The 17,995-nt window shown below is 71.6% G+C and carries 12 protein-coding genes; 6 read left to right on the top strand and 6 right to left on the bottom strand.

What is annotated here, in order from left to right:
- Positions 1-23: 23 nt before the first annotated feature.
- A complete protein-coding gene (locus tag U870_RS0111285) occupies positions 24-557 on the top strand; it encodes a GNAT family N-acetyltransferase (RefSeq protein ID WP_240183677.1) in 534 nt (177 codons plus the stop codon).
- Between the two features lie 25 nt (positions 558-582).
- On the opposite strand, the gene U870_RS0111280 is transcribed toward U870_RS0111285, so the two are convergent.
- A complete protein-coding gene (locus tag U870_RS0111280) occupies positions 583-1,257 on the bottom strand; it encodes a helix-turn-helix domain-containing protein (protein ID WP_025157495.1) in 675 nt (224 codons plus the stop codon).
- Positions 1,254-2,753 (bottom strand): APC family permease, encoded by a 1,500-nt coding sequence (locus U870_RS0111275; RefSeq protein ID WP_240183676.1) that lies wholly within the window; start codon positions 2,751-2,753, stop codon positions 1,254-1,256. Before U870_RS0111275 ends, U870_RS0111280 begins: the two co-directional genes overlap by 4 nt.
- 201 nt (positions 2,754-2,954) lie before the next feature.
- Between U870_RS0111275 and U870_RS0111270 the strand changes: the two genes are divergently transcribed.
- Genes U870_RS0111270 through U870_RS0111260 form a run of 3 tightly spaced genes read left to right on the top strand, consistent with a single transcriptional unit; the run spans position 2,955 to position 7,059 of the window.
- Positions 2,955-4,457: an APC family permease gene (locus U870_RS0111270; RefSeq protein WP_025157493.1), complete on the top strand. Its 1,503-nt coding sequence runs from the start codon at positions 2,955-2,957 to the stop codon at positions 4,455-4,457.
- 14 nt (positions 4,458-4,471) lie between these two features.
- Positions 4,472-6,526 carry a primary-amine oxidase gene (locus U870_RS0111265; RefSeq protein WP_025157492.1) on the top strand — a complete coding sequence of 685 codons (2,055 nt, stop codon included), beginning with the start codon at positions 4,472-4,474 and terminating at the stop codon, positions 6,524-6,526.
- Positions 6,523-7,059 (top strand): hypothetical protein, encoded by a 537-nt coding sequence (locus U870_RS0111260; RefSeq protein WP_025157491.1) that lies wholly within the window; start codon positions 6,523-6,525, stop codon positions 7,057-7,059. The genes U870_RS0111265 and U870_RS0111260 overlap by 4 nt, the downstream gene beginning before the upstream one ends.
- Positions 7,060-7,123: 64 nt before the next feature.
- On the opposite strand, the gene glgP is transcribed toward U870_RS0111260, so the two are convergent.
- On the bottom strand, positions 7,124-9,697 hold the full coding sequence (gene glgP, locus U870_RS0111255) for an alpha-glucan family phosphorylase (RefSeq protein ID WP_025157490.1): 2,574 nt from the start codon (positions 9,695-9,697) through the stop codon (positions 7,124-7,126).
- Between the two features lie 58 nt (positions 9,698-9,755).
- Here glgP and U870_RS0111250 point away from each other — a divergent pair, with 58 nt between their 5' ends.
- Together U870_RS0111250 and glgB are read left to right on the top strand one after the other, a co-directional pair.
- Positions 9,756-11,885 carry an alpha-1,4-glucan--maltose-1-phosphate maltosyltransferase gene (locus tag U870_RS0111250; protein WP_025157489.1) on the top strand — a complete coding sequence of 710 codons (2,130 nt, stop codon included), beginning with the start codon at positions 9,756-9,758 and terminating at the stop codon, positions 11,883-11,885.
- 41 nt (positions 11,886-11,926) lie between these two features.
- Positions 11,927-14,134 (top strand): 1,4-alpha-glucan branching protein GlgB, encoded by a 2,208-nt coding sequence (gene glgB / locus U870_RS0111245; RefSeq protein WP_025157488.1) that lies wholly within the window; start codon positions 11,927-11,929, stop codon positions 14,132-14,134.
- Here the strand turns inward: glgB and U870_RS0111240 are convergent.
- The 3 genes from U870_RS0111240 to U870_RS0111230 are packed head-to-tail and all read right to left on the bottom strand — an operon-like array spanning position 14,118 to position 17,841.
- The gene (locus U870_RS0111240) at positions 14,118-14,918 is read right to left on the bottom strand and encodes an SDR family oxidoreductase (RefSeq protein WP_025157487.1); all 801 of its coding nucleotides are present in this window, start codon (positions 14,916-14,918) and stop codon (positions 14,118-14,120) included. The two genes, glgB and U870_RS0111240, sit on opposite strands and share 17 nt — an antisense overlap.
- A 50-nt stretch (positions 14,919-14,968) precedes the next feature.
- Complete coding sequence (locus U870_RS0111235) at positions 14,969-15,955, bottom strand: tetratricopeptide repeat protein (protein WP_025157486.1); 987 nt, start codon at positions 15,953-15,955, stop codon at positions 14,969-14,971.
- Positions 15,952-17,841, bottom strand: a complete 1,890-nt coding sequence (locus U870_RS0111230) for a hypothetical protein (RefSeq protein WP_025157485.1) — start codon at positions 17,839-17,841, stop codon at positions 15,952-15,954. The genes U870_RS0111235 and U870_RS0111230 overlap by 4 nt, the downstream gene beginning before the upstream one ends.
- Positions 17,842-17,995: the final 154 nt, after the last annotated feature.

Here is a 17,995-nt window from a genome sequence, read left to right as displayed (position 1 = left end):
CCGGGCGGGCCGAGCGGGCGCCCGTGACCGTGCGGCGCGCCACGGCGGCCGACGCCGTCGGCATCGTGGCGCCCGTGACCGTGCGGCGCGCCACGGCGGCCGACGCCGTCGGCATCGCGCACGTCCATGTCGCCGCGTGGCGGGAGGCGTACGCCCGGCAGCTGCCCGCCGACCTCCTGGCCGGTCTCGACGAGGAGCGGCGCGCTGCGGGCTGGGCCGCCCTGATCGAGTCCGGGCGCACGGCGGTGTGGGTGGCGGAAGCCGCGGGGACGATCATCGGCTGGGCGTCCGCGGGTTCCGGGCGGGACGCCTCCGCGCCGGTGTCGCTGGAGCTCGAGGGCATCTACGTGCTCGCCGGCGCGCACGGCTCGGGAGCCGGTCAGCTCCTGCTCGACGCAGCCGTCGGCGCAGCGGACGCCTACCTCTGGGTCATGGCCGACAACCCGCGGGCGTACGCGTTCTACCGCCGCAACGGCTTCACCGCCGACGGCGGGTCGAAGGTCGAACGGATCGGCGACGTCGCGGTGGACGTCGTGCGGCTGGTCCGCAGGCGCTGAGCCGCACGCGTTTGCGGTCTCCGCATCACACCCGCTGCAGCAGGGAGCCGAGCCTCACCGCCGTGTCGGCGACGAGCGAGACCAGGCCGTCGCGGTCGGCGAGCCGGGCAGCCGGCAGGGCGAGCGCGAGCCCGGCGATGAGGCGCTCGTCCTCGCCTCGCACCGGCACCGCCAGGCAGCCGAAGCCCGGCGTCAGCTCCCCCTCCTGGGTCGTGTAGCGGGTGGGTGACGGGACGGTGCGCGCGGCCTGCTCCGCCAGCAGCAGCCGGCCGAGGGCCGAGACGCTCAGATCGCTGCCGATGCGCTTGGGGTCGGAGAGCGGGAAGTCCGGGTCGACGTCGACCGGCACCACCCGGCCGTCCCGATACACCGCGAGGTGTACACCGCCACGGATGTGGGAGCGCAGGTCGGTCACGGCCGCCCGCGCGGTCGCTGCCGCGTCCTGCGCCTGGGCGACATCGGCGAGCTCGGCCACCTTGCGGCCGAGGGCGAACCCGCGCAGGTCCGGCATGCGCACCAGGTACTCGTCCTGCACCAGCAGGTTGAGCAGCCGGTACGCGGTCGCCCGGGGCAGCCCCAGGCGCACCGAGATCTGCTGGGCGGTGATCCCCGGCCCGGAGCGCGCCACCTCCTCGAGCACGGCGAGGGCGCTGTGCACCGCGCCGGGCTGGCGGCCGCTCAGCTCGGGGATGGCGCTCATGGTGCCCCGCCGAGCACGTCCCCCGTCGTCGGTTCGTCGTACAGCCCGATCCGGCTGAGTGCCTCTGCCCGCCTCCGCCGGCAGACCAGGAAGAGCGCGACAGCGATCACCGCGACGACCGCGAGCAGCACGACCGCGAGCGCCCGCGGGCCTGCCGCCTCCAGCCCGAGATCGAGCCCGAGGGCCCCGATCAGGCCGGCGGCGGCGATCCCCGCCGTCACGGCGGGCCCGGCGGTCAGCTCGCCGATCCGCCGCAGGAAGAACGGCGCGGCGACGCAGACGAGGGCGTACGCGGTCATGTAGCCGGCCGCGGCGCAGACCACGATCACGCCCATCGCCTGCCACGCGCCCATCCCGCCGGCGACGAGGACGGCCGGCACGGCCACCTCGGCGCCGAGCCCGACTGCGAGGGCGATGTGCGGGGTGCGGAAGCGGCGATGGGTGCGGCCGAGCGCCCGGGGCGCGATGCCCTCGCGGCCGAGCGAGAACAGCACCCGGGCGAGAGCCGTCGTCGAGGCGAGGGCGCAGGCGAGGAACGAGCAGGCGAGCGCGCCGTCGAGGAGCAGGCCGATCCACTCGACCCCGGCGCGCGCGGCGAGGTCGTTGACCGGGCTCGCGCTGGACGCCAGCTCACCGCCGAGGGCATCGAAGCCCGCGAGTTGCGTGTACGCGGAGAGCAGGTAGAGCACCCCGGCGGCGATGACGGTCCAGCGGATGGTGCGCGGGATGGTGGCGAACGGCCGCCGCGACTCCGCTCCGAGCGTCGCGGCGCTCTCGAACCCGACGAACGCGGTCACGGCGACGGTGGTGCCCGCGGCGAGCTGAGGGAGGCCGACGTCCCTGGGCAGCGCGACGCTCCAGAACGACGTGCCGGGCACGCGCACCAGGAGCACCGCGATCAGCACCAGGATGGCCGCGATGGACAGCAGCTCGATGACGAGCGTGACCCGGGTGGAGAGCCGGATGCCGCGCCAGAGCACGAGAAGGCAGAGCCCCCCGAAGGCGACGAGCAGCAGCAGGACGAGCCCGCGCGAGCCCGCGAGGCCCGGGGAGGTGTGCGACAGCAGGGTGAGCGTGTAGTACGCGGCGCCGAGGAGGGCGAACATCGCCACGAAGCCGTAGCCGACGATCATCGCGACGCTGGTCGCGAAGCCCGTGCGCACTCCGAGCCCGCGCGCCGCGAACGTGTACAGCGACCCTGTCGCCGCCATCCGCCGGGTGAACTGGTTGACGGCGTGGGCGACCAGCGCCATCAGCACGGCCGCCAGCAGGAAGGCCAGCAGCGTCCCGGATCCCGCCCGCGCCGCGACGAGCACGGGGCAGGTCGCCGCGGCGGCCGACGGGGCCACCGCGCCGACGGACTGCGCGAGCACGTCGACGAAACCCAGGCTCCGTCGGTCGAGGCCGGACATCGGCGAGCGCACGGCGAGTCCGTCGACCGGTCGCGGATCGGCGATCGCCCGGCTCAGGGCCGTCACGGGTGGCTGTGCTGTCACGGGATGCTCCTCGCTCGCGAGGCTACGTCGCGCGTGTTGCGCCCGGGTTTCCGCCGCGTCACGGGATCGTGACCGCCGAATGCGACACCGTCGTCCCATTCGGCGAGCGCCGAACCTTCACGCGGGCGGAACGACGGCGCAACACCCCGTGGCGAGACTGGCCGCACCCATCCTCTTCCCCTCTCCCCCTTGGAGGAACTCATGACCGCAGCACAGGAGCCTCAGGCTCTGCTCGGCGATCCGCTCGCGGTCCGCGGCGCGGGTGCGTCGCGGCAGCTCTCGGGCCGGCTCGGCGTCGGCTCGATCGTCTTCATGGTGGTCGCAGCGGCCGCTCCCCTCACGGTGATCGGCGGCGGTTTCCCGGTCGCCGTCCTGCTCGGCAACGGCGCCGGTGTGCCCAGCATGTTCGCGATCGGTGCGATCATCCTGCTGTTCTTCGCGGTGGGGTTGAGCGCGATGAGCCGGTTCATCCCGCGCCCGGGGGCCTTCTTCACCTATGTCGGCTACGGGATGGGGCGTCCGCTCGGTCTCGCCGCCGCGTATCTGGCCCTGTTGACGTACACGACCGTCCAGGTGGCGGTCTACGGCTATCTGGGGGCGACTCTGGCGTCGTCGGTGGTGGCGCTGCACGGACCCGACGTGCCGTGGTACCTGTACTCGCTGGCCATGGTCGCCCTCGTCGGCGTGCTCGGCTACCGGCACATCGAGCTGAGCTCCCGCGTGCTCGGAGTCCTGCTCATCGCCGAGGTCGGCATCGTGATCGTGCTCAGCGTGGTGATCATCGGCACGGGCGGGGCGGACGGACTGTCGGCGGCGCCGTTCGAGCCGAGCACCGTGCTCTCCGGCTCGCCGGGCATCGGCCTGATGTTCGCCCTGGCCGGTTTCATCGGCTTCGAGTCGACGGCGATCTTCCGTGACGAGGCGAAGGAGCCGGAGAAGACCATCCCGCGGGCGACCTACATCGCCGTCATCGCGATCGGCGTCTTCTACACGTTCGCCTCCTGGGCGCTCGTTATGGGGTGGGGCCCGGCGCAGATCGTGGACGTGGTGGCGAAGGACACCGGCGGCTTCATCGTCAACACCGCCGTGCACTACCTCGGGTCGGTGGGCGGCGTGATCGTGAACGTGCTCCTGATCACGAGCCTGTTCGCCTGCGTGCTGTCGTTCCACAACGTCGTCACCCGCTACCAGCACTCGATGTCGAACGCCTCGGTGCTCCCGGCCCGGCTCGGCCGAGTGCACGGCACCCACTCGTCGCCGTACGTCTCGTCGCTGGTGCAGACCGCGACCGCCGCGGTGCTGATCGTCGTGTTCGCGCTCTTCCGGCTCGACCCTGTACTGCAGGTCTTCACCTGGTTCAGCGGAATCGCGACGCTGGCGATCGTCGTCCTGATGGCGCTGACCTGCCTGGCGGTGATCGTCTACTTCGGCAGGAAGAAGACCGGCGCCGGTCTCTGGCGCACCGTGATCGCTCCCGTGATCGGGCTGATCGGACTGATCGGCGTCACGATCATCATCGTCGACAACTTCCCCCTCCTCATCGGCGATGTGGATGCGCAGGGCACTCCGGTGCTCGGGCCGCTCTCCATCGTCTTCTTCGCCGCCATGCTCGCCTTCCCGGTGATCGGCGTGGTGCAGGCCCTCGTCCTGCGCCGCAGCAAGCGCGACGCCTACGAGAACATCATCGACACCATCAGCGCTTAGGAGACGTGAGCACCATGACCACCGAGCTTCCCCTGACCCTGCCCGACGACGACACAGCGGCCTCCGGCCCGCTCTCCAGCCTGACCGCCGCCGAGATCGAGGCTGCGGTGCGCATCCTCCGCGACGCCGGGGCCGTGACGGACACCACGCGCTTCGTCTACGTCGGCCTCCTCGAACCCGACAAGGCCGACGTGCTGGCCGCCCGGGCCGGTGACGCCCCGGCGCCCGATCGCGAGGCGCGACTCCTGCTGCTCGACGTGGCGACCGGTGCCAGCGTCGACGCGGCCGTCTCGCTGACGCGCGGGGAGGTCGTCGCCCTCGTCCCCATCGACGGCTCGCGGGGCCAGGTGCCGATCCTCGAGGAGGAGTTCGAGGCGATCGGCGGGATCCTCGTCGCCGACGCCGGGTGGCTGGCGGCCCTGCAGAAGCGCGGCCTGACCGCCGAGCAGGTCGTCTACGCCCCGCTCTCCCCCGGGTCGTACGACCTCCCGGGCGAAGAGGGGCGGCGGATCATCCGCGTCTTCGCCTTCCGCATGGACCACGCCGAGGACCACCCGTGGGCGCACCCCGTCGACGGTCTCTGCGCCTACGTCGACGTGATCGCCCGCGAGGTCACCCAGGTGGTGGACGCGTTCGAGCTGCCGGTGCCGGAGGAGCCGGGCAACTTCCACCTGGAGGCCGAGCGGCCCGCACCGCTCGACTCGCTCAAGCCGATCTCCATCACGCAGCCGGAGGGACCGAGCTTCTCGGTGGACGGCGACACCGTCACGTGGGCGAACTGGTCGTTCTCCCTCGGCTTCGACGCTCGCGAGGGGCTGATCCTGCGCGACATCGCCTTCGCGGACCCGGATCGGGGCGGCGAGGTGCGCCCCGTGATCTACCGCGCCTCCATCGCCGAGATGGTCGTGCCGTACGCCGACCCGTCGCCCACGCGGTACTGGCAGAACTACTTCGACACCGGCGAGTACCTGTTCGGCCGGTTCGCGAACTCCCTCACGCTCGGCTGCGACTGCCTGGGCGAGATCCGGTACTTCGACGCGGTGCTCTCCGACGAGTTCGGCCGGCCCAAGACCATCGAGAACGCGATCTGCCTGCACGAGGAGGACGACGGGACGCTCTGGAAGCACACCGACCTGTTCACCTCGGCCGACGAGGTGCGGCGATCGCGGCGGCTCGTCGTCTCGTTCTTCACCACGGTCGGCAACTACGACTACGGCTTCTACTGGTACCTCTACCTGGACGGCACCATCGAGTGCGAGGCCAAGCTCACCGGCATCCTGTTCACCTCGGCCTACGTCGACGGGTCGGCGACGGCGAGCCAGGTCGCGCCCGGACTCGGCGCGCCCTACCACCAGCACCTGTTCTCGGCCCGCCTGGACATGATGGTGGACGGGCTGGCCAACGCGGTCGAGGAGGTGGACGCGGTGCGGCTGCCGATCAGCGCGACGAACCCGTACGGGAACGCCTTCACCCGGAAGGCGACCCGCATCGCCAGCGAAGCGGACGGCGCCCGTCTGGCCGACGCCTCCGTGGGCCGCACCTGGCACATCGTGAACACCGAGAAGACCAACCGGCTCGGGCAGCCGACCGGGTATGTGCTGCACGCCGAGCAGAACCCGACGCTGATGGCCGACCCGTCCGCCAGGGTCACCGCCCGCGCGGCCTTCACGACCAAGCAGGTCTGGGTGACCCAGTACGCCAGCGACGAGCGCTACCCCGCGGGCGAGTTCGTCAACCAGAATCCCGGAGGCGACGGCCTGCCGGCCTACATGGCCGCCGACCGCTCGCTCGACGGCGAGGACATCGTGCTCTGGCACACGTTCGGCCCGACCCACTTCCCCCGCGTCGAGGACTGGCCGGTCATGCCCGTGGACCGTGCGCGGTTCACGCTGAAGCCGTACGGGTTCTTCGGCCGCAACCCCGCCCTCAACGTGCCCGCCGAGGCTCCCGCACACTGCGCGCCCGGCCAGCACGCCCACGCGAACGACACGCACGACGCGCGCCAGCAGGATGGCGGACACCCGCACGGCGACCACGCCCACCACGGCGACCACGCCCACCACGGATGATCGAGGCCCTCCACCTCGGCAGCATGCTCCCGGCCGCGCTGGGAGCATGCTGCGTCGCGGGTGGCGCCGACCGCCGCTCGCCGCTGGCCTGGTCCGGGATGGTGGCGATGCTCGCGGCGATGGCCGACACCATGCTGCTGCCGCACCCGGTGCTCGCACCGATCGCCTGGTCCGCTGTGCTGGTGCTCGTCGCGCTGGCAACCGCGCTGGCGGGCCGCCTGCGCACGCCGCCGGCAGAGCGGAGCCCGGCCCATCCGTCGCGGGCGATGGCCGTGCATCGCGCTCTCCAGGCCGTGCTCATGGCGGGTCTCGTCGCCACGACGGGCACCCACCACTCCGGCACAGCGGGGGGCGGAGCCCATGCCGCCCACGCGCTGCCGGTGCTCCTCGCACTCGGGATCGCGTCGCTCGCGTTCGCGGCGGGGTCGGCGCTCATCGCACTGCGTCGCCCGCTGCCGCCGCTCCCGCGCGCGGAGGCCGCCCTCGGCGCCGCCGCGACCGCTCTCATGGCGCTCCCCCTGCTCGCCGCCTAGCCGAGGTTCACGTCGTTGCGCCCATTCCGCCGGAATGGGGGCGACGACGTGAACCTCGGGCGGCTCAGGAGGCGACGGAGACCAGTCCGAGTTCGGCGGTCGACAGCAGCAGGTCGTTCACCGGGACCACGCGCACGGTGTAGCCGAACGATCCCGCCCAGGCGAGCGTGACGGTACCGACGTACTCCCGCGCGACGGCCGGGTCGTCCGTGCCGGGCACGCCGTGATCGAGTTCGAGCCGCTGGTGCCGCACGTCGACGAGGTCGTCGCCGTCCACGCTGCGGCCGAAGACGACCTGCACCTCGACGTCCTCGGGCTTCAGCCCGTTCAGGTGCACCAGGGCGCGCACGTGCAGCTGATCGCCGACCTGCGGCACGGCGTCCACCCCGCCCGCGTCGACGTGGGCCACGTTGACGCCCGGCCAGGCCGCGCGCACCCGGTCCTTCCAGGCGGCCAGCCCGCGGGCGGCGGCGAAGCCGTCGGCGCTCAGCCGCTCCTCGTACCCCGACGCCGGGATGTAGAGCCGCTCGACGTACTCCCGGACCATCCGCTCCGCGCTCAGCGACGGGGACAGGGTGGCGAGCGTGTGGCGGATCTGCCCGACCCACGCCGTCGGCACGCCGTCGCCGTCCCGGTCGTAGAACCGCGGCGCGATCTGGTGCTCGATGAGGTCGTACATGGCCTCGGCCTCCAGCGCGTCCCGCTCCGCCCCGTCGCCTGCGGCATCGGCGGACGGGATCGCCCAGCCGTTCTCGCCGTCGTAGAACTCGTTCCACCAGCCGTCCAGGATCGACAGGTTGAGCGCGCCGTTCAGAGCAGCCTTCATGCCGGAGGTGCCGCAGGCCTCCAGCGGACGCAGCGGGTTGTTCAGCCAGATGTCGGTTCCCGGGTAGAGCAGCTGCGCCATCCCGATGTCGTAGTCGGGCAGGAACACCATCCGGCTGCGGATCTCGGGCTCCGAGGCGAACTGGACCAGCTTCTGGATGAGTCGCTTGCCCTCGTCGTCGGCGGGGTGCGATTTGCCCGCGATCACGAACTGCACCGGGCGCTCGGCGTGCAGCAGGATGTTCCGCAGCCGCTGCGGGTCGTGCAGCATCAGGGTGAGCCGCTTGTAGGTCGGCACGCGCCGGGCGAAGCCGATCGTGAGCACGTTCGGGTCGAGGAGGTCGTTCATCCAGGCCGGGGCGACACCGCCGGGGTTCTGCTCCTCCCAGGCGGCCTGCAGCCGCTGACGCGCGTCCTGCACCAGCTGCTCGCGCATCCGGTTGCGCACCGACCACAGGTCGGCGTCGCCGACGGCTCCCGCGTTCGCCCAGTCGGCATGGGTCGTGTCGTCGGTGCCGAGGCGCTCCAGGGCGAGCGCGCGCAGCATCGGGTCGGTCCAGGTCGGCGCGTGCACTCCGTTGGTGACCGAGTCGATCGGGACCTCCTGCGGGTCGAACCCCGGGTACAGGCCGTTGAACATCTGCCGGCTGACCTCGCCGTGCAGCTTCGACACGCCGTTCGCGTGCTGGCCGAGGCGCAGGCCCATGACGGCCATGTTGAAGACGTCCGGTGAGCCGCCCGGGTAGTCCTCCGCGCCCAGCGCCAGCACCTGCTGCACGTCCACTCCCGGCAGGAGGGAGGTGGAGAAGTAGCGCTCGACCAGCGGACGGTCGAACCGGTCGATGCCGGCCGGGACCGGTGTGTGGGTGGTGAACACGGTGCCGGCGCGCACCACCTGCAGGGCCTCGTCGAAGCTGAGACCGTCGCCGATCAGGTTCGCGATCCGCTCCAGGCCGAGGAAGCCGGCGTGGCCCTCGTTGGTGTGGAAGACCTCGGCGGCCGGAGCACCGGTCAGCTCGGACCACGCCTCCAGTGCCCGCACACCGCCGATGCCGAGCAGCAGCTCCTGCAGCAGCCGGTGCTCGCCGCCGCCGCCGTACAGGCGGTCGGTGACGGAGCGCAGCCGCTCCTCGTTCTCGGGGATGTCGGTGTCGAGCAGCAGCAGCCGCACCCGGCCCACCGCCGCCTGCCAGACCCGGGCGTGCAGCACGCCGTCCGGCAGGGCGAGGGAGATCTCGACGGGTGTGCCGTCCGGGGTGCGCAGCACGCTCAGCGGGAGGCCGTCGGGGTCCAGGGCCGGATAGGTCTCCTGCTGCCAGCCGTCGGGGGTGATCGCCTGGGTGAAGTATCCGGCGCGGTAGAACAGCCCCACGCCCACCAGCGGCACGCCGAGATCGCTGGCCGCCTTCAGGTGGTCGCCGGCCAGGATCCCCAGGCCGCCCGAGTACTGCGGCAGGGCCGCCGCGATCCCGAACTCCGGGGAGAAGTACGCGATCGTGCGCGGTGCGCTCTCGCCCAGCGACTGGTACCAGCGCGGATCGTGCTGATAGGCCCGCAGCTCGTCGCGGGTGTGGTTCGCCCAGTCGACGTAGCCCTGGTCGGAGGCGAGCTCGGCCAGTCTGCCGGGGTCGACGGCGCCGAGGAGCGCGACCGGATCGTGCTCGACCTGGTGCCACAACTCCGGCGAGATGCGGGCGAAGAGCTCCTTGGTCGGCTCGTGCCACGACCAGCGGAGATTGCCCGCCAACTCCTCCAGGGCGGAGAGGTTCTCGGGCAGGACGGCTCGGACGGTGAATCTACGGATGGCCTTCACTCGCCCCACCCTACGGGAGCCTCATGTCGAGCAGGTTAATGAGTGTACGGTCGGGGTTGTGGGAAAGAGCGCAGCGACCAAGCCGGCAGCCGCAGCGGCACCGGAGGCCACCGTCGACCACCTCCCTGAGGAGGTGACGACGCCGGCCGCCGGGACCCCTGCGGCCGGTTCGCCCGGGACCGAGCCGGTCCCGGAGTACGAGCCCCTGCTGACCCGGCTGCCGATCCTCGGCCTCTCGCCGCAGGTCGACGAGGGCCACTGGCCGGCCGTCGCCTTCAGCGGCGAGGTGGTCCCGTTCCGGGCGACCTCCTTCCGCGAGGGTCACGACCGCATCGGCGTGGACCTGCTCCTGCTCGACCCGACCGGCGTGCAGACCGAGCACCACATGCATCCCATCGCCCCCGGCACCGACCGGTGGGAGGTGGAGGTCCAGCTCGAGACCGAGGGCCTGTGGCGCTACCGCGTGCAGGCCTACGCCGACGACTACGCGACGTGGAAGCACAACGCCGAGGTGAAGGTCCCCGCCGGGATCGACGTCGACCTGATGCTCCGGATGGGCCACGAGCTGCTCGCCGGCGCCGCCGCCGACAAGCGACGCAGCCCGGCCGAACGCCGGCACCTCGGCGAGGCGGCGAAGGTCGTCGCCGACGCCGCGCAGCCGGTCGACGCCCGCTTCGCCGCGGCGATCGACGACCGCATCGTGCGCATCCTCACGGAGCGCCCGGTGGTCAGCCTCCCCTCGCTGTCGGAGACCCGCGCGGTGCAGGTCGAGCGCACGCGCGCCGGGGTGGGCAGCTGGTACGAGTTCTTCCCGCGCTCCGAGGGCGCGAAGAAGCTCGCCGACGGCTCCTGGAAGTCGGGCACGTTCCGCACGGCGGCCAAACGCCTGCCGGAGGTCGCGGCGATGGGCTTCGATGTCGTCTACCTGCCGCCGATCCACCCCATCGGCCGGACCTTCCGCAAGGGACCCAACAACTCCCTCGATGCCGGCCCGAACGACCCCGGCTCGCCGTGGGCGATCGGCTCGGCCGACGGCGGCCACGACGCCATCCACCCCGGCCTGGGCACCGAGAAGGACTTCGCGCACTTCCTGGGCAAGGCCAAGCAGGCGGGACTCGAGGTCGCCCTCGACCTCGCGCTGCAGGCCTCCCCCGATCACCCGTGGGTCACCGAGCACCCGGAATGGTTCACCACCCTCCCGGACGGCACCATCGCGTACGCCGAGAACCCGCCGAAGAAGTATCAGGACATCTATCCGATCAACTTCGACAACGACTACGACGGCCTGCGCTTCGAGGTGCTGCGGATCGTGCGGCACTGGATGTCGCTGGGCGTGCGGATCTTCCGCGTCGACAACCCGCACACCAAGCCCCTGCACTTCTGGGAGTGGCTGATCCGCACCGTCAACGCGACCGACCCCGACGTGGTGTTCCTCGCCGAGGCGTTCACCCGCCCCGCGCTGCTGCACACGCTCGCAAAGGCCGGGTTCCAGCAGTCGTACACGTACTTCACCTGGCGCAACACCAAGGAGGAGCTCGAGGAGTTCCTGACCGGGCTCGCGACCGAGACGGCCGACTTCCTGCGACCGAACCTGTTCGTGAACACCCCGGACATCCTCACGGAGTACCTGCAGTTCGGCGGGCCGGCCGCCTTCAAGGTGCGCGCGGCGATCGCCGCGACCGGCGCCCCGACCTGGGGCGTCTACTCCGGCTTCGAGCTGTTCGAGAACGTCGCACGCCCCGGTGCCGAGGAGTACATCGACAACGAGAAGTACGAGTACCGCCCGCGCGACTACACCCGGGCGCAGACCCTCGGACGCTCCCTCGCCCCCTACCTGACCCTGCTGAACCGGACCCGCAGCGAGCACCCCGCCCTGCGCCAGCTGCGCAACCTGCACGTGCACGCCAGCGAGGACGACGCCATCCTGGTCTACTCCAAGCACCTGCCCGGCGCGTTCACCCGCAGCGGCAAGGCCGACACCGTGCTGGTGGTGGCCAACGTCGACCCGCACTCGGTGCGGGAGACCATCGTCCACCTCGACGTCGCCGCGCTCGGGCTCGAGCCCGGATCGTCGTTCGAGGTCAAGGATGTCGTCACCGGCCAGCGCTGGACGTGGGGAGCCGACAACTACGTCCGCCTCGACGCGTTCACCGAGCCCGTGCACATCCTGGTCGTCAAGCCGCTCTGAGCCCACCGGCCCGAGCCGACCGCCCGCTGAGAAGGAGTCCGATGAGCCCGATCCCCGAAGGTGCAGCCGCCGTCGATCTGCCGACGCTGGACGACGGGCTGCTGTTCGCCGTCGCGACCGGCGCCTACCACGACCCGCACGCCGTGCTGGGGCAGCACCAGGTGAGCGCTCCCGGCATCGCCGACCCGGTCACCGTCGTCCGCGCCCTCCGCCCGCTCGCCACGGAGGTGTTCGCCCTCCTCCCGACGGGGGCTCACCTGGAGCTCGCTCACCTGGCGCACGGCATCTGGCAGGGCGTCGACATCGTCGGCCCGGGCGCCTACGAGATCGAGGCCCGCTACGCCGACGGCAGCACTTGGACCGCGGACGACCCGTACCGGTTCGCGCCGACGATCGGCGAGCTCGACCTCCACCTCATCCGGGAGGGTCGCCACGAGCAGCTCTGGACCGCCCTGGGCGCGCACGTCCGCGACCTCGGCGGCGTCGTCGGCACCGCGTTCACCGTCTGGGCTCCCCGGGCCAAGGCGGTCCGCGTCGTCGGCGACTTCAACGGCTGGGACGGCACGCAGCACGCCATGCGCACGATGGGACGTTCCGGCGTCTGGGAGCTGTTCGTCCCCGGCATCGCCGACGGCGAGCTCTACAAGTTCGACATCCTGGGCCCGGGCGGTGCCTGGGTGCGCAAGATCGACCCGATGGCCCAGGCCGCCGAGGTCCCGCCGGCCACCGCCTCGGTCGTCACCACCTCCCGGCACCCCTGGCAGGACGGCGAGTGGATGCGGTCCCGCGCCGCGAACGACCCCCACGCCGGCCCGATGAGCATCTACGAGCTGCACTTCGGCAGCTGGCGTCCCGGCCTCGGATACCGCGAGGCAGCCGACCAGCTGATCGACTACGTCGTCGCCCTCGGCTACACGCACGTCGAGTTCCTCCCGCTCTCCGAGCACCCGTTCGGCGGCTCCTGGGGCTACCAGGTGACCGGCTACTACGCCCCGACCAGCCGCTTCGGTTCGCCCGACGACCTCAAGCACCTGATCGACCGCCTGCACCAGGCCGGCATCGGCGTGATCATGGACTGGGTCCCCGGGCACTTCCCGAAGGACGATTGGGCGCTCGCCCGCTTCGATGGCGAGGCGTTGTACGAGCACCCGGACCCGCGACGTGGCGAGCACAAGGACTGGGGCACCTACATCTTCGACTACGGCAACTCGCAGGTGCGCAACTTCCTGGTCGCCAACGCGCTGTACTGGCTCGAGGAGTTCCACGTCGACGGGCTCCGTGTCGACGCGGTCGCGTCCATGCTCTACCTGGACTACTCGCGCAACGCCGGCGAGTGGGAGCCCAACATCCATGGCGGGCGCGAGAACCTCGAGGCCATCGGCTTCCTGCAGGAGGTCACCGCGACGGCGTACAAGCGCAACCCCGGCACCGTGATGATCGCCGAGGAGTCGACGAGCTACAGCGGGGTGACCGCGCCCACCTCCTCCGGGGGGCTCGGCTTCGGCCTCAAGTGGAACATGGGCTGGATGCACGACGCACTGCAGTACATGCACGAGGACCCGATGTGGCGCTCGTACCATCACAACGAGCTGACGTTCTCGTTCGTGTACGCGTGGAGCGAGAACTTCCTCCTCCCGATCAGCCACGACGAGGTCGTGCACGGCAAGGGGTCGCTGCTCGGCAAGATGCCCGGCGACCACTGGCAGCAGCTGGCGAACGTGCGGGTCTTCCTGGCGTTCATGTGGTCGCACCCGGGCAAGCAGCTGCTGTTCATGGGCCAGGAGTTCGGGCAACCGTCCGAGTGGAGCGAGGAACGCGGCCTCGACTGGTGGATCCTCGACCAGCCGGCCCACCAGGGGCTGTGGAACCTGGTCGCCCAGCTCAATGCGGTCTACCGCGCGCAGCCGGCGCTGTGGGCGCTCGACAACGAGCCGGCCGGCTTCGAGTGGATCGACGGCTCGGACGCGGCGGGGAACGTCATCGCGTTCGTGCGCAAGGACCGCGACGGCTCCCCGCTGGTCGCCGTCTTCAACTTCTCCGGCGCCCCGCACGACGGCTACCGGCTCGGGCTCCCCTTCGCCGGGGAGTGGGAGGAGCTGCTCAACACGGACGCGGACGACTTCGGCGGTTCCGGCGTCGGCAACCTCGGCGGAGTGAACGCCGTGGACGAGCCCTGGATGGGGCGACCCGCGTCGGCCGTGCTGACGCTGCCCCCGCTGGGTGCGCTGTGGCTCAGGCCCCGGCGCTGAGCCAGGCGGCGTAGTCCGCGCCGTCGACGGCGTGCTCGGGGGCGAGGTTGCGCCCGGCACGCCAGGTGGCGCCCAGTCCCCCACCCAACCGCACCGCGAGGATCGGTCGGCGAGACCCGTTCGCGGCCTTCCACTGCTCGGCGAGCGATCGGGCGGACTCGACGGTCGGACCGCCGATGGTGCGCACAGTGTTCCCCGAGCCGGTCGGTTCCGCACCGGTCGTCTCGGCGGCATCGACGAGCGCGCGCGCGACGTCTTCGACGGCGATGGGCTGGAACCGCGTGCCGGCGGGAGCGAACAGGGCGCCGAAGGGGCGGCCCCGCTGGAAGATCGACGTGACGAAGTCGTGGAACTGGGTCGCGCGGACGATATGCGTCGACAGCGGCGACTCGGCGTACACCTGCTCCTGGGCGAGCTTTGCGCGATAGTACGGGTAGCGCGACCCGTCGACGCCCGCGATCGACAGCAGCACCGCACGGCCGACACCGAAGCGGGCGGCGGTGTGCAGGAGGTTGCCCGAGCCGTGCACGAACAGCTGCGCAGCCTGTCGCCCCGTGCCGTTGCTCGCGTCGATCAGCACATCGACCCCGTCGACCGCCTCCTCGATACCGCCTCCACCGATCAGATCGGCCGTGACGTACTGCGCCCCCTCGACGAACGCCGGAGCGTCATCGTCCGGGACGCGGCGGGAGGCCACGATGACGTCGTGGCCGTGTTCGATCGCGGCGGAGGTGACGGCGCGTCCGGCCAGGCCGGTCCCGCCGACGACGAGCACACGGGGCATGCGCTGCCTTTCGGGAGGGGGTCGTGGCGCCGCCTACCGCGTCGAGGACGTCAGTACAGCAGCGACGTCAGCCTAGCCCTCGCCTTGCCGACGCGGGGATCCTCCACACCGACGATCTCGAAATAGTCGAGCAGCCGGGTGCGCACCGTGTTCTTGCCCGCCGCGTCGAGCGTCGGGAAGAGCGTGAGCAGCCGATCGAAGGCGTCCTCGATGTGACCGCCGGAGAGGTCCAGGTCGGCGACGTCGAGCTGTGCCTGGGCGTCGCCCGGATCGGCGGCCGCGGCGGAGCGGATGGCGTCCAGCGTCTTGCCCGCGAGCCGGGACAGCAGGCTCACCTGGGCGAGGCCCGCCACCGCCATCGCGTCGCGGGGATCCTGGGCGATCGCCGTCTTGTACTCCTGGATAGCGGTGTCGTAATCGCCGCGCTCGATCGCTTCGTAGGCCTCGGCGTGGTGCGGCGGCAGCGGTTCGGGCTCGGGCTCGGGCTGCTCGGTCTGCTCGCCCTCGGGGGCGGGGCCCGCGTCGCCCTCGACCGTCACCGTGCCGGTCACCCCGTTCTGCGCGGCCAGCTCGAGGAGCTGGGCGAACACGTCGCGCACCTCCTGCTCCGGCAGCGCCCCGACGAAGAGCTGCACCGGGCGGCCTCCGACCAGCGCCGCGACGGCGGGGATCGACTGCGCCTGGAACGCCTGGGTGAGCTGCGGGTTCGCGTCGACGTCGACCTTCACCAGAACGACCCGGCCCGCATACTCGGCGACGACCCGGTCGAGGATGGGGCTGAGCTGCTTGCACGGGCCGCACCATTCGGCCCACAGGTCGACCACGATCGGGACCCGCATCGACAGGTCGATGAAGTCGTTGAAGTTGGCGTCCGTGCCCTCGAAGTAGAGGCTCGGCAGGGCGAGCGCCTCGCTCGATCCGGCGGCGGCGCCCGGCGCGCCCGGGGCGGCCGGCGCAGACGGATTCGGGCGGTCCACCAGCGAACTCAGATCGACGGCGCCACGCAGGTTGGCGGGTGCGGGAGGGATCTGGCTCATTGCACTTCCTTCACGGCGACGAGGCCCTGGGCGAAGCCCAGGAGGGTGATCTTTGCGTCCGAACCGGCGGGCGGCACATAGAAGGCGAGCTGGTAGCTGTAGGTGCTCTCGACGCCCGTCTTGCTGCCCGGTGCGCCGAGGAGCGCCGCGGTGGCGCCTCCCGGGGGCTGCAGGGTGATCTCGGCTCCGGCCTCGGTGACCTTGGTCGTCTCGAATTCGTCCAGGTTGGTCCACACGATCGCGCCCGAGTCGTTGGTCGCCATCGCCACGGTCGAGTCGGCGGGAACCTGGTTCGTGTAGGACAGCGACGCCGTCGAGGACAGATTCGCCTTGCGCTCGTTCTTGTACGGCAGGCCGACGGCGGTACGCAGCGTGTCGCCCTCGCTTTGGAACAGCGACGCGTACTTGCTGTCGTCGCCGTTGAGGAGGATGTCGCCGTAGGCGGCCGCGACCTCGTTCGGCGGGAGCCGGAGGAGCTTCGAGTTCGGCGGCAGGACGGCGGCGCCCACGCTCGCCGGGGCGAGGTCGGGCACCTTGGCGTTGGGCTCCAGGGAGACCGCCGAGGACACCAGGTAGTTGTCGCGCGGGGTGTCCTGGACGAGGGTGAGGGCCTGCGGGGCCTGGTCCTTGCCCTCGGCGTCCTTCGGCATCTCGATCACGGCCACGACCGTCCGCGGCCACGATGTGGTCGCCTGGGGCAGCGAGAGCACGATCGGGTCGGCCGGGATCGCCGGCAGCGCCGGCTGGTCCGCCTTCTTCGCCCGGATCGCGTAGTTCGCCTCGCGCAGCTGGAGGGCCGCGCCGGTGAACCGCTCCTTGGCGAGGTTCGGATCGGCCTTCGCGTCGGCGTTCGCCGCGGAGATGGAGATGCGCTTGATGATGCGCTCGAGCTGCGGGACGGTCACCGCCGGAGGCAGCTGGTTGGCGGCCTTCGGCACCGACGTCGTCGTGGAGGTCGGGGCCGACGTCGGCGTGGGCGTCGGGGTCGGGGTGTCGTCGGCGAAGGCGGCGCCCGCACCGATCCCGGACAGCGTCAGCGCGCCCACGAGGACCGCGGGGGCGATCACCCGGGTCCGGCGGGTGGAGCGACGCCCGCGGGACGTGGTCTCGACGTCGGCGCTGGGCTTGTACTTCGGGGCTTTGGGGAGTTTGGGCATCTTGGGTCCGCTCTTCCGGCGCGGTCCGCGCGCTTTGCGGTGGGTGTATAGCCCCCACAGGTAGAGGGCGATTCCGATGACGAGAAGGACGAGGCCGCCGATGATGAGCGGGAACGCCCAGGGGGTGCTGGAGTCGACGGGCCAGGTGATGTGGATCATCGACGGGGCGGGCTTGATGCCGTCTGAGGCGACCAGCACGCTCACCCCGTCCGGGATGCTCATGCGGGTGACCTGGGCGTCCTCGCCGTCGTACTCCTCCAGCCACAGGTCCGAGCCCGTGGGATTGGGGCCGGCCTCGGACTTCTGCGGTGCGGAGTTCTCCGTCGTCGACCCGGCGGCCTCCGTCGAGGTGGGCGACGGCGTCGACGTCGAGTCGGAGCTGTCGCTGGAGGCCTTGGGCGTGACGGAGCGCGTCGTCAGCGTGTCCGCCGCCGAGTCGTATCCGACGGCGACGTACTTCTCGCTGCCCAGCCACGCCATCACGTCGGCGGTGCGGCCGATCGCGACCACCTGGGACTTCACGTCGGGGGCCCCGCTGACGGAGAGCGTCTGCTGGCCGCTGTGCGCGTTCAGGGCCGAGCCGGCGATGACGACATAGCGCGCGTCGCCCGTCACGGTCGCGCTCGCGGTCAGCTGCGTGGGAGGTGCGAACACCGTCCGCTGGGCGATGCCGGCGACGATCATGACGGCGGCCACCACGAACGCGACGATGGCGAGTACGAAACGCAAACAAGCTCCTTCTGTGTTGCCCCGGGTCACGGGCGGGCACAGTCACCACACACTAGTCGATCCGCCTGGGAGCCCGCCAACGATTCCCTGGACAGAACGGAAGCCCGGCCCACCCGCGGGTGGGCCGGGCTCAGTGCCTCGGAGCGGAAAGCGT

The organism is Leifsonia aquatica H1aii, from assembly GCF_000633535.1.
Classification (GTDB): Bacteria; Actinomycetota; Actinomycetes; order Actinomycetales; family Microbacteriaceae; genus Leifsonia; species Leifsonia aquatica_A.
This window is presented reverse-complemented; position numbering and strand designations above follow the sequence as displayed.

What these genes read in the sequence shown, in the direction of transcription:
- U870_RS0111280 (WP_025157495.1), bottom strand. Translation starts at nt 1,257, where the DNA reads ATGAGCGCCATCCCCGAGCTGAGCGGCCGCCAGCCCGGCGCGGTGCAC.
- U870_RS0111270 (WP_025157493.1), top strand. Translation starts at nt 2,955, where the DNA reads ATGACCGCAGCACAGGAGCCTCAGGCTCTGCTCGGCGATCCGCTCGCG.
- U870_RS0111265 (WP_025157492.1), top strand. Translation starts at nt 4,472, where the DNA reads ATGACCACCGAGCTTCCCCTGACCCTGCCCGACGACGACACAGCGGCC.
- U870_RS0111260 (WP_025157491.1), top strand. Translation starts at nt 6,523, where the DNA reads ATGATCGAGGCCCTCCACCTCGGCAGCATGCTCCCGGCCGCGCTGGGA.
- glgB (WP_025157488.1), top strand. Translation starts at nt 11,927, where the DNA reads ATGAGCCCGATCCCCGAAGGTGCAGCCGCCGTCGATCTGCCGACGCTG.
- U870_RS0111240 (WP_025157487.1), bottom strand. Translation starts at nt 14,918, where the DNA reads ATGCCCCGTGTGCTCGTCGTCGGCGGGACCGGCCTGGCCGGACGCGCC.
- U870_RS0111235 (WP_025157486.1), bottom strand. Translation starts at nt 15,955, where the DNA reads ATGAGCCAGATCCCTCCCGCACCCGCCAACCTGCGTGGCGCCGTCGAT.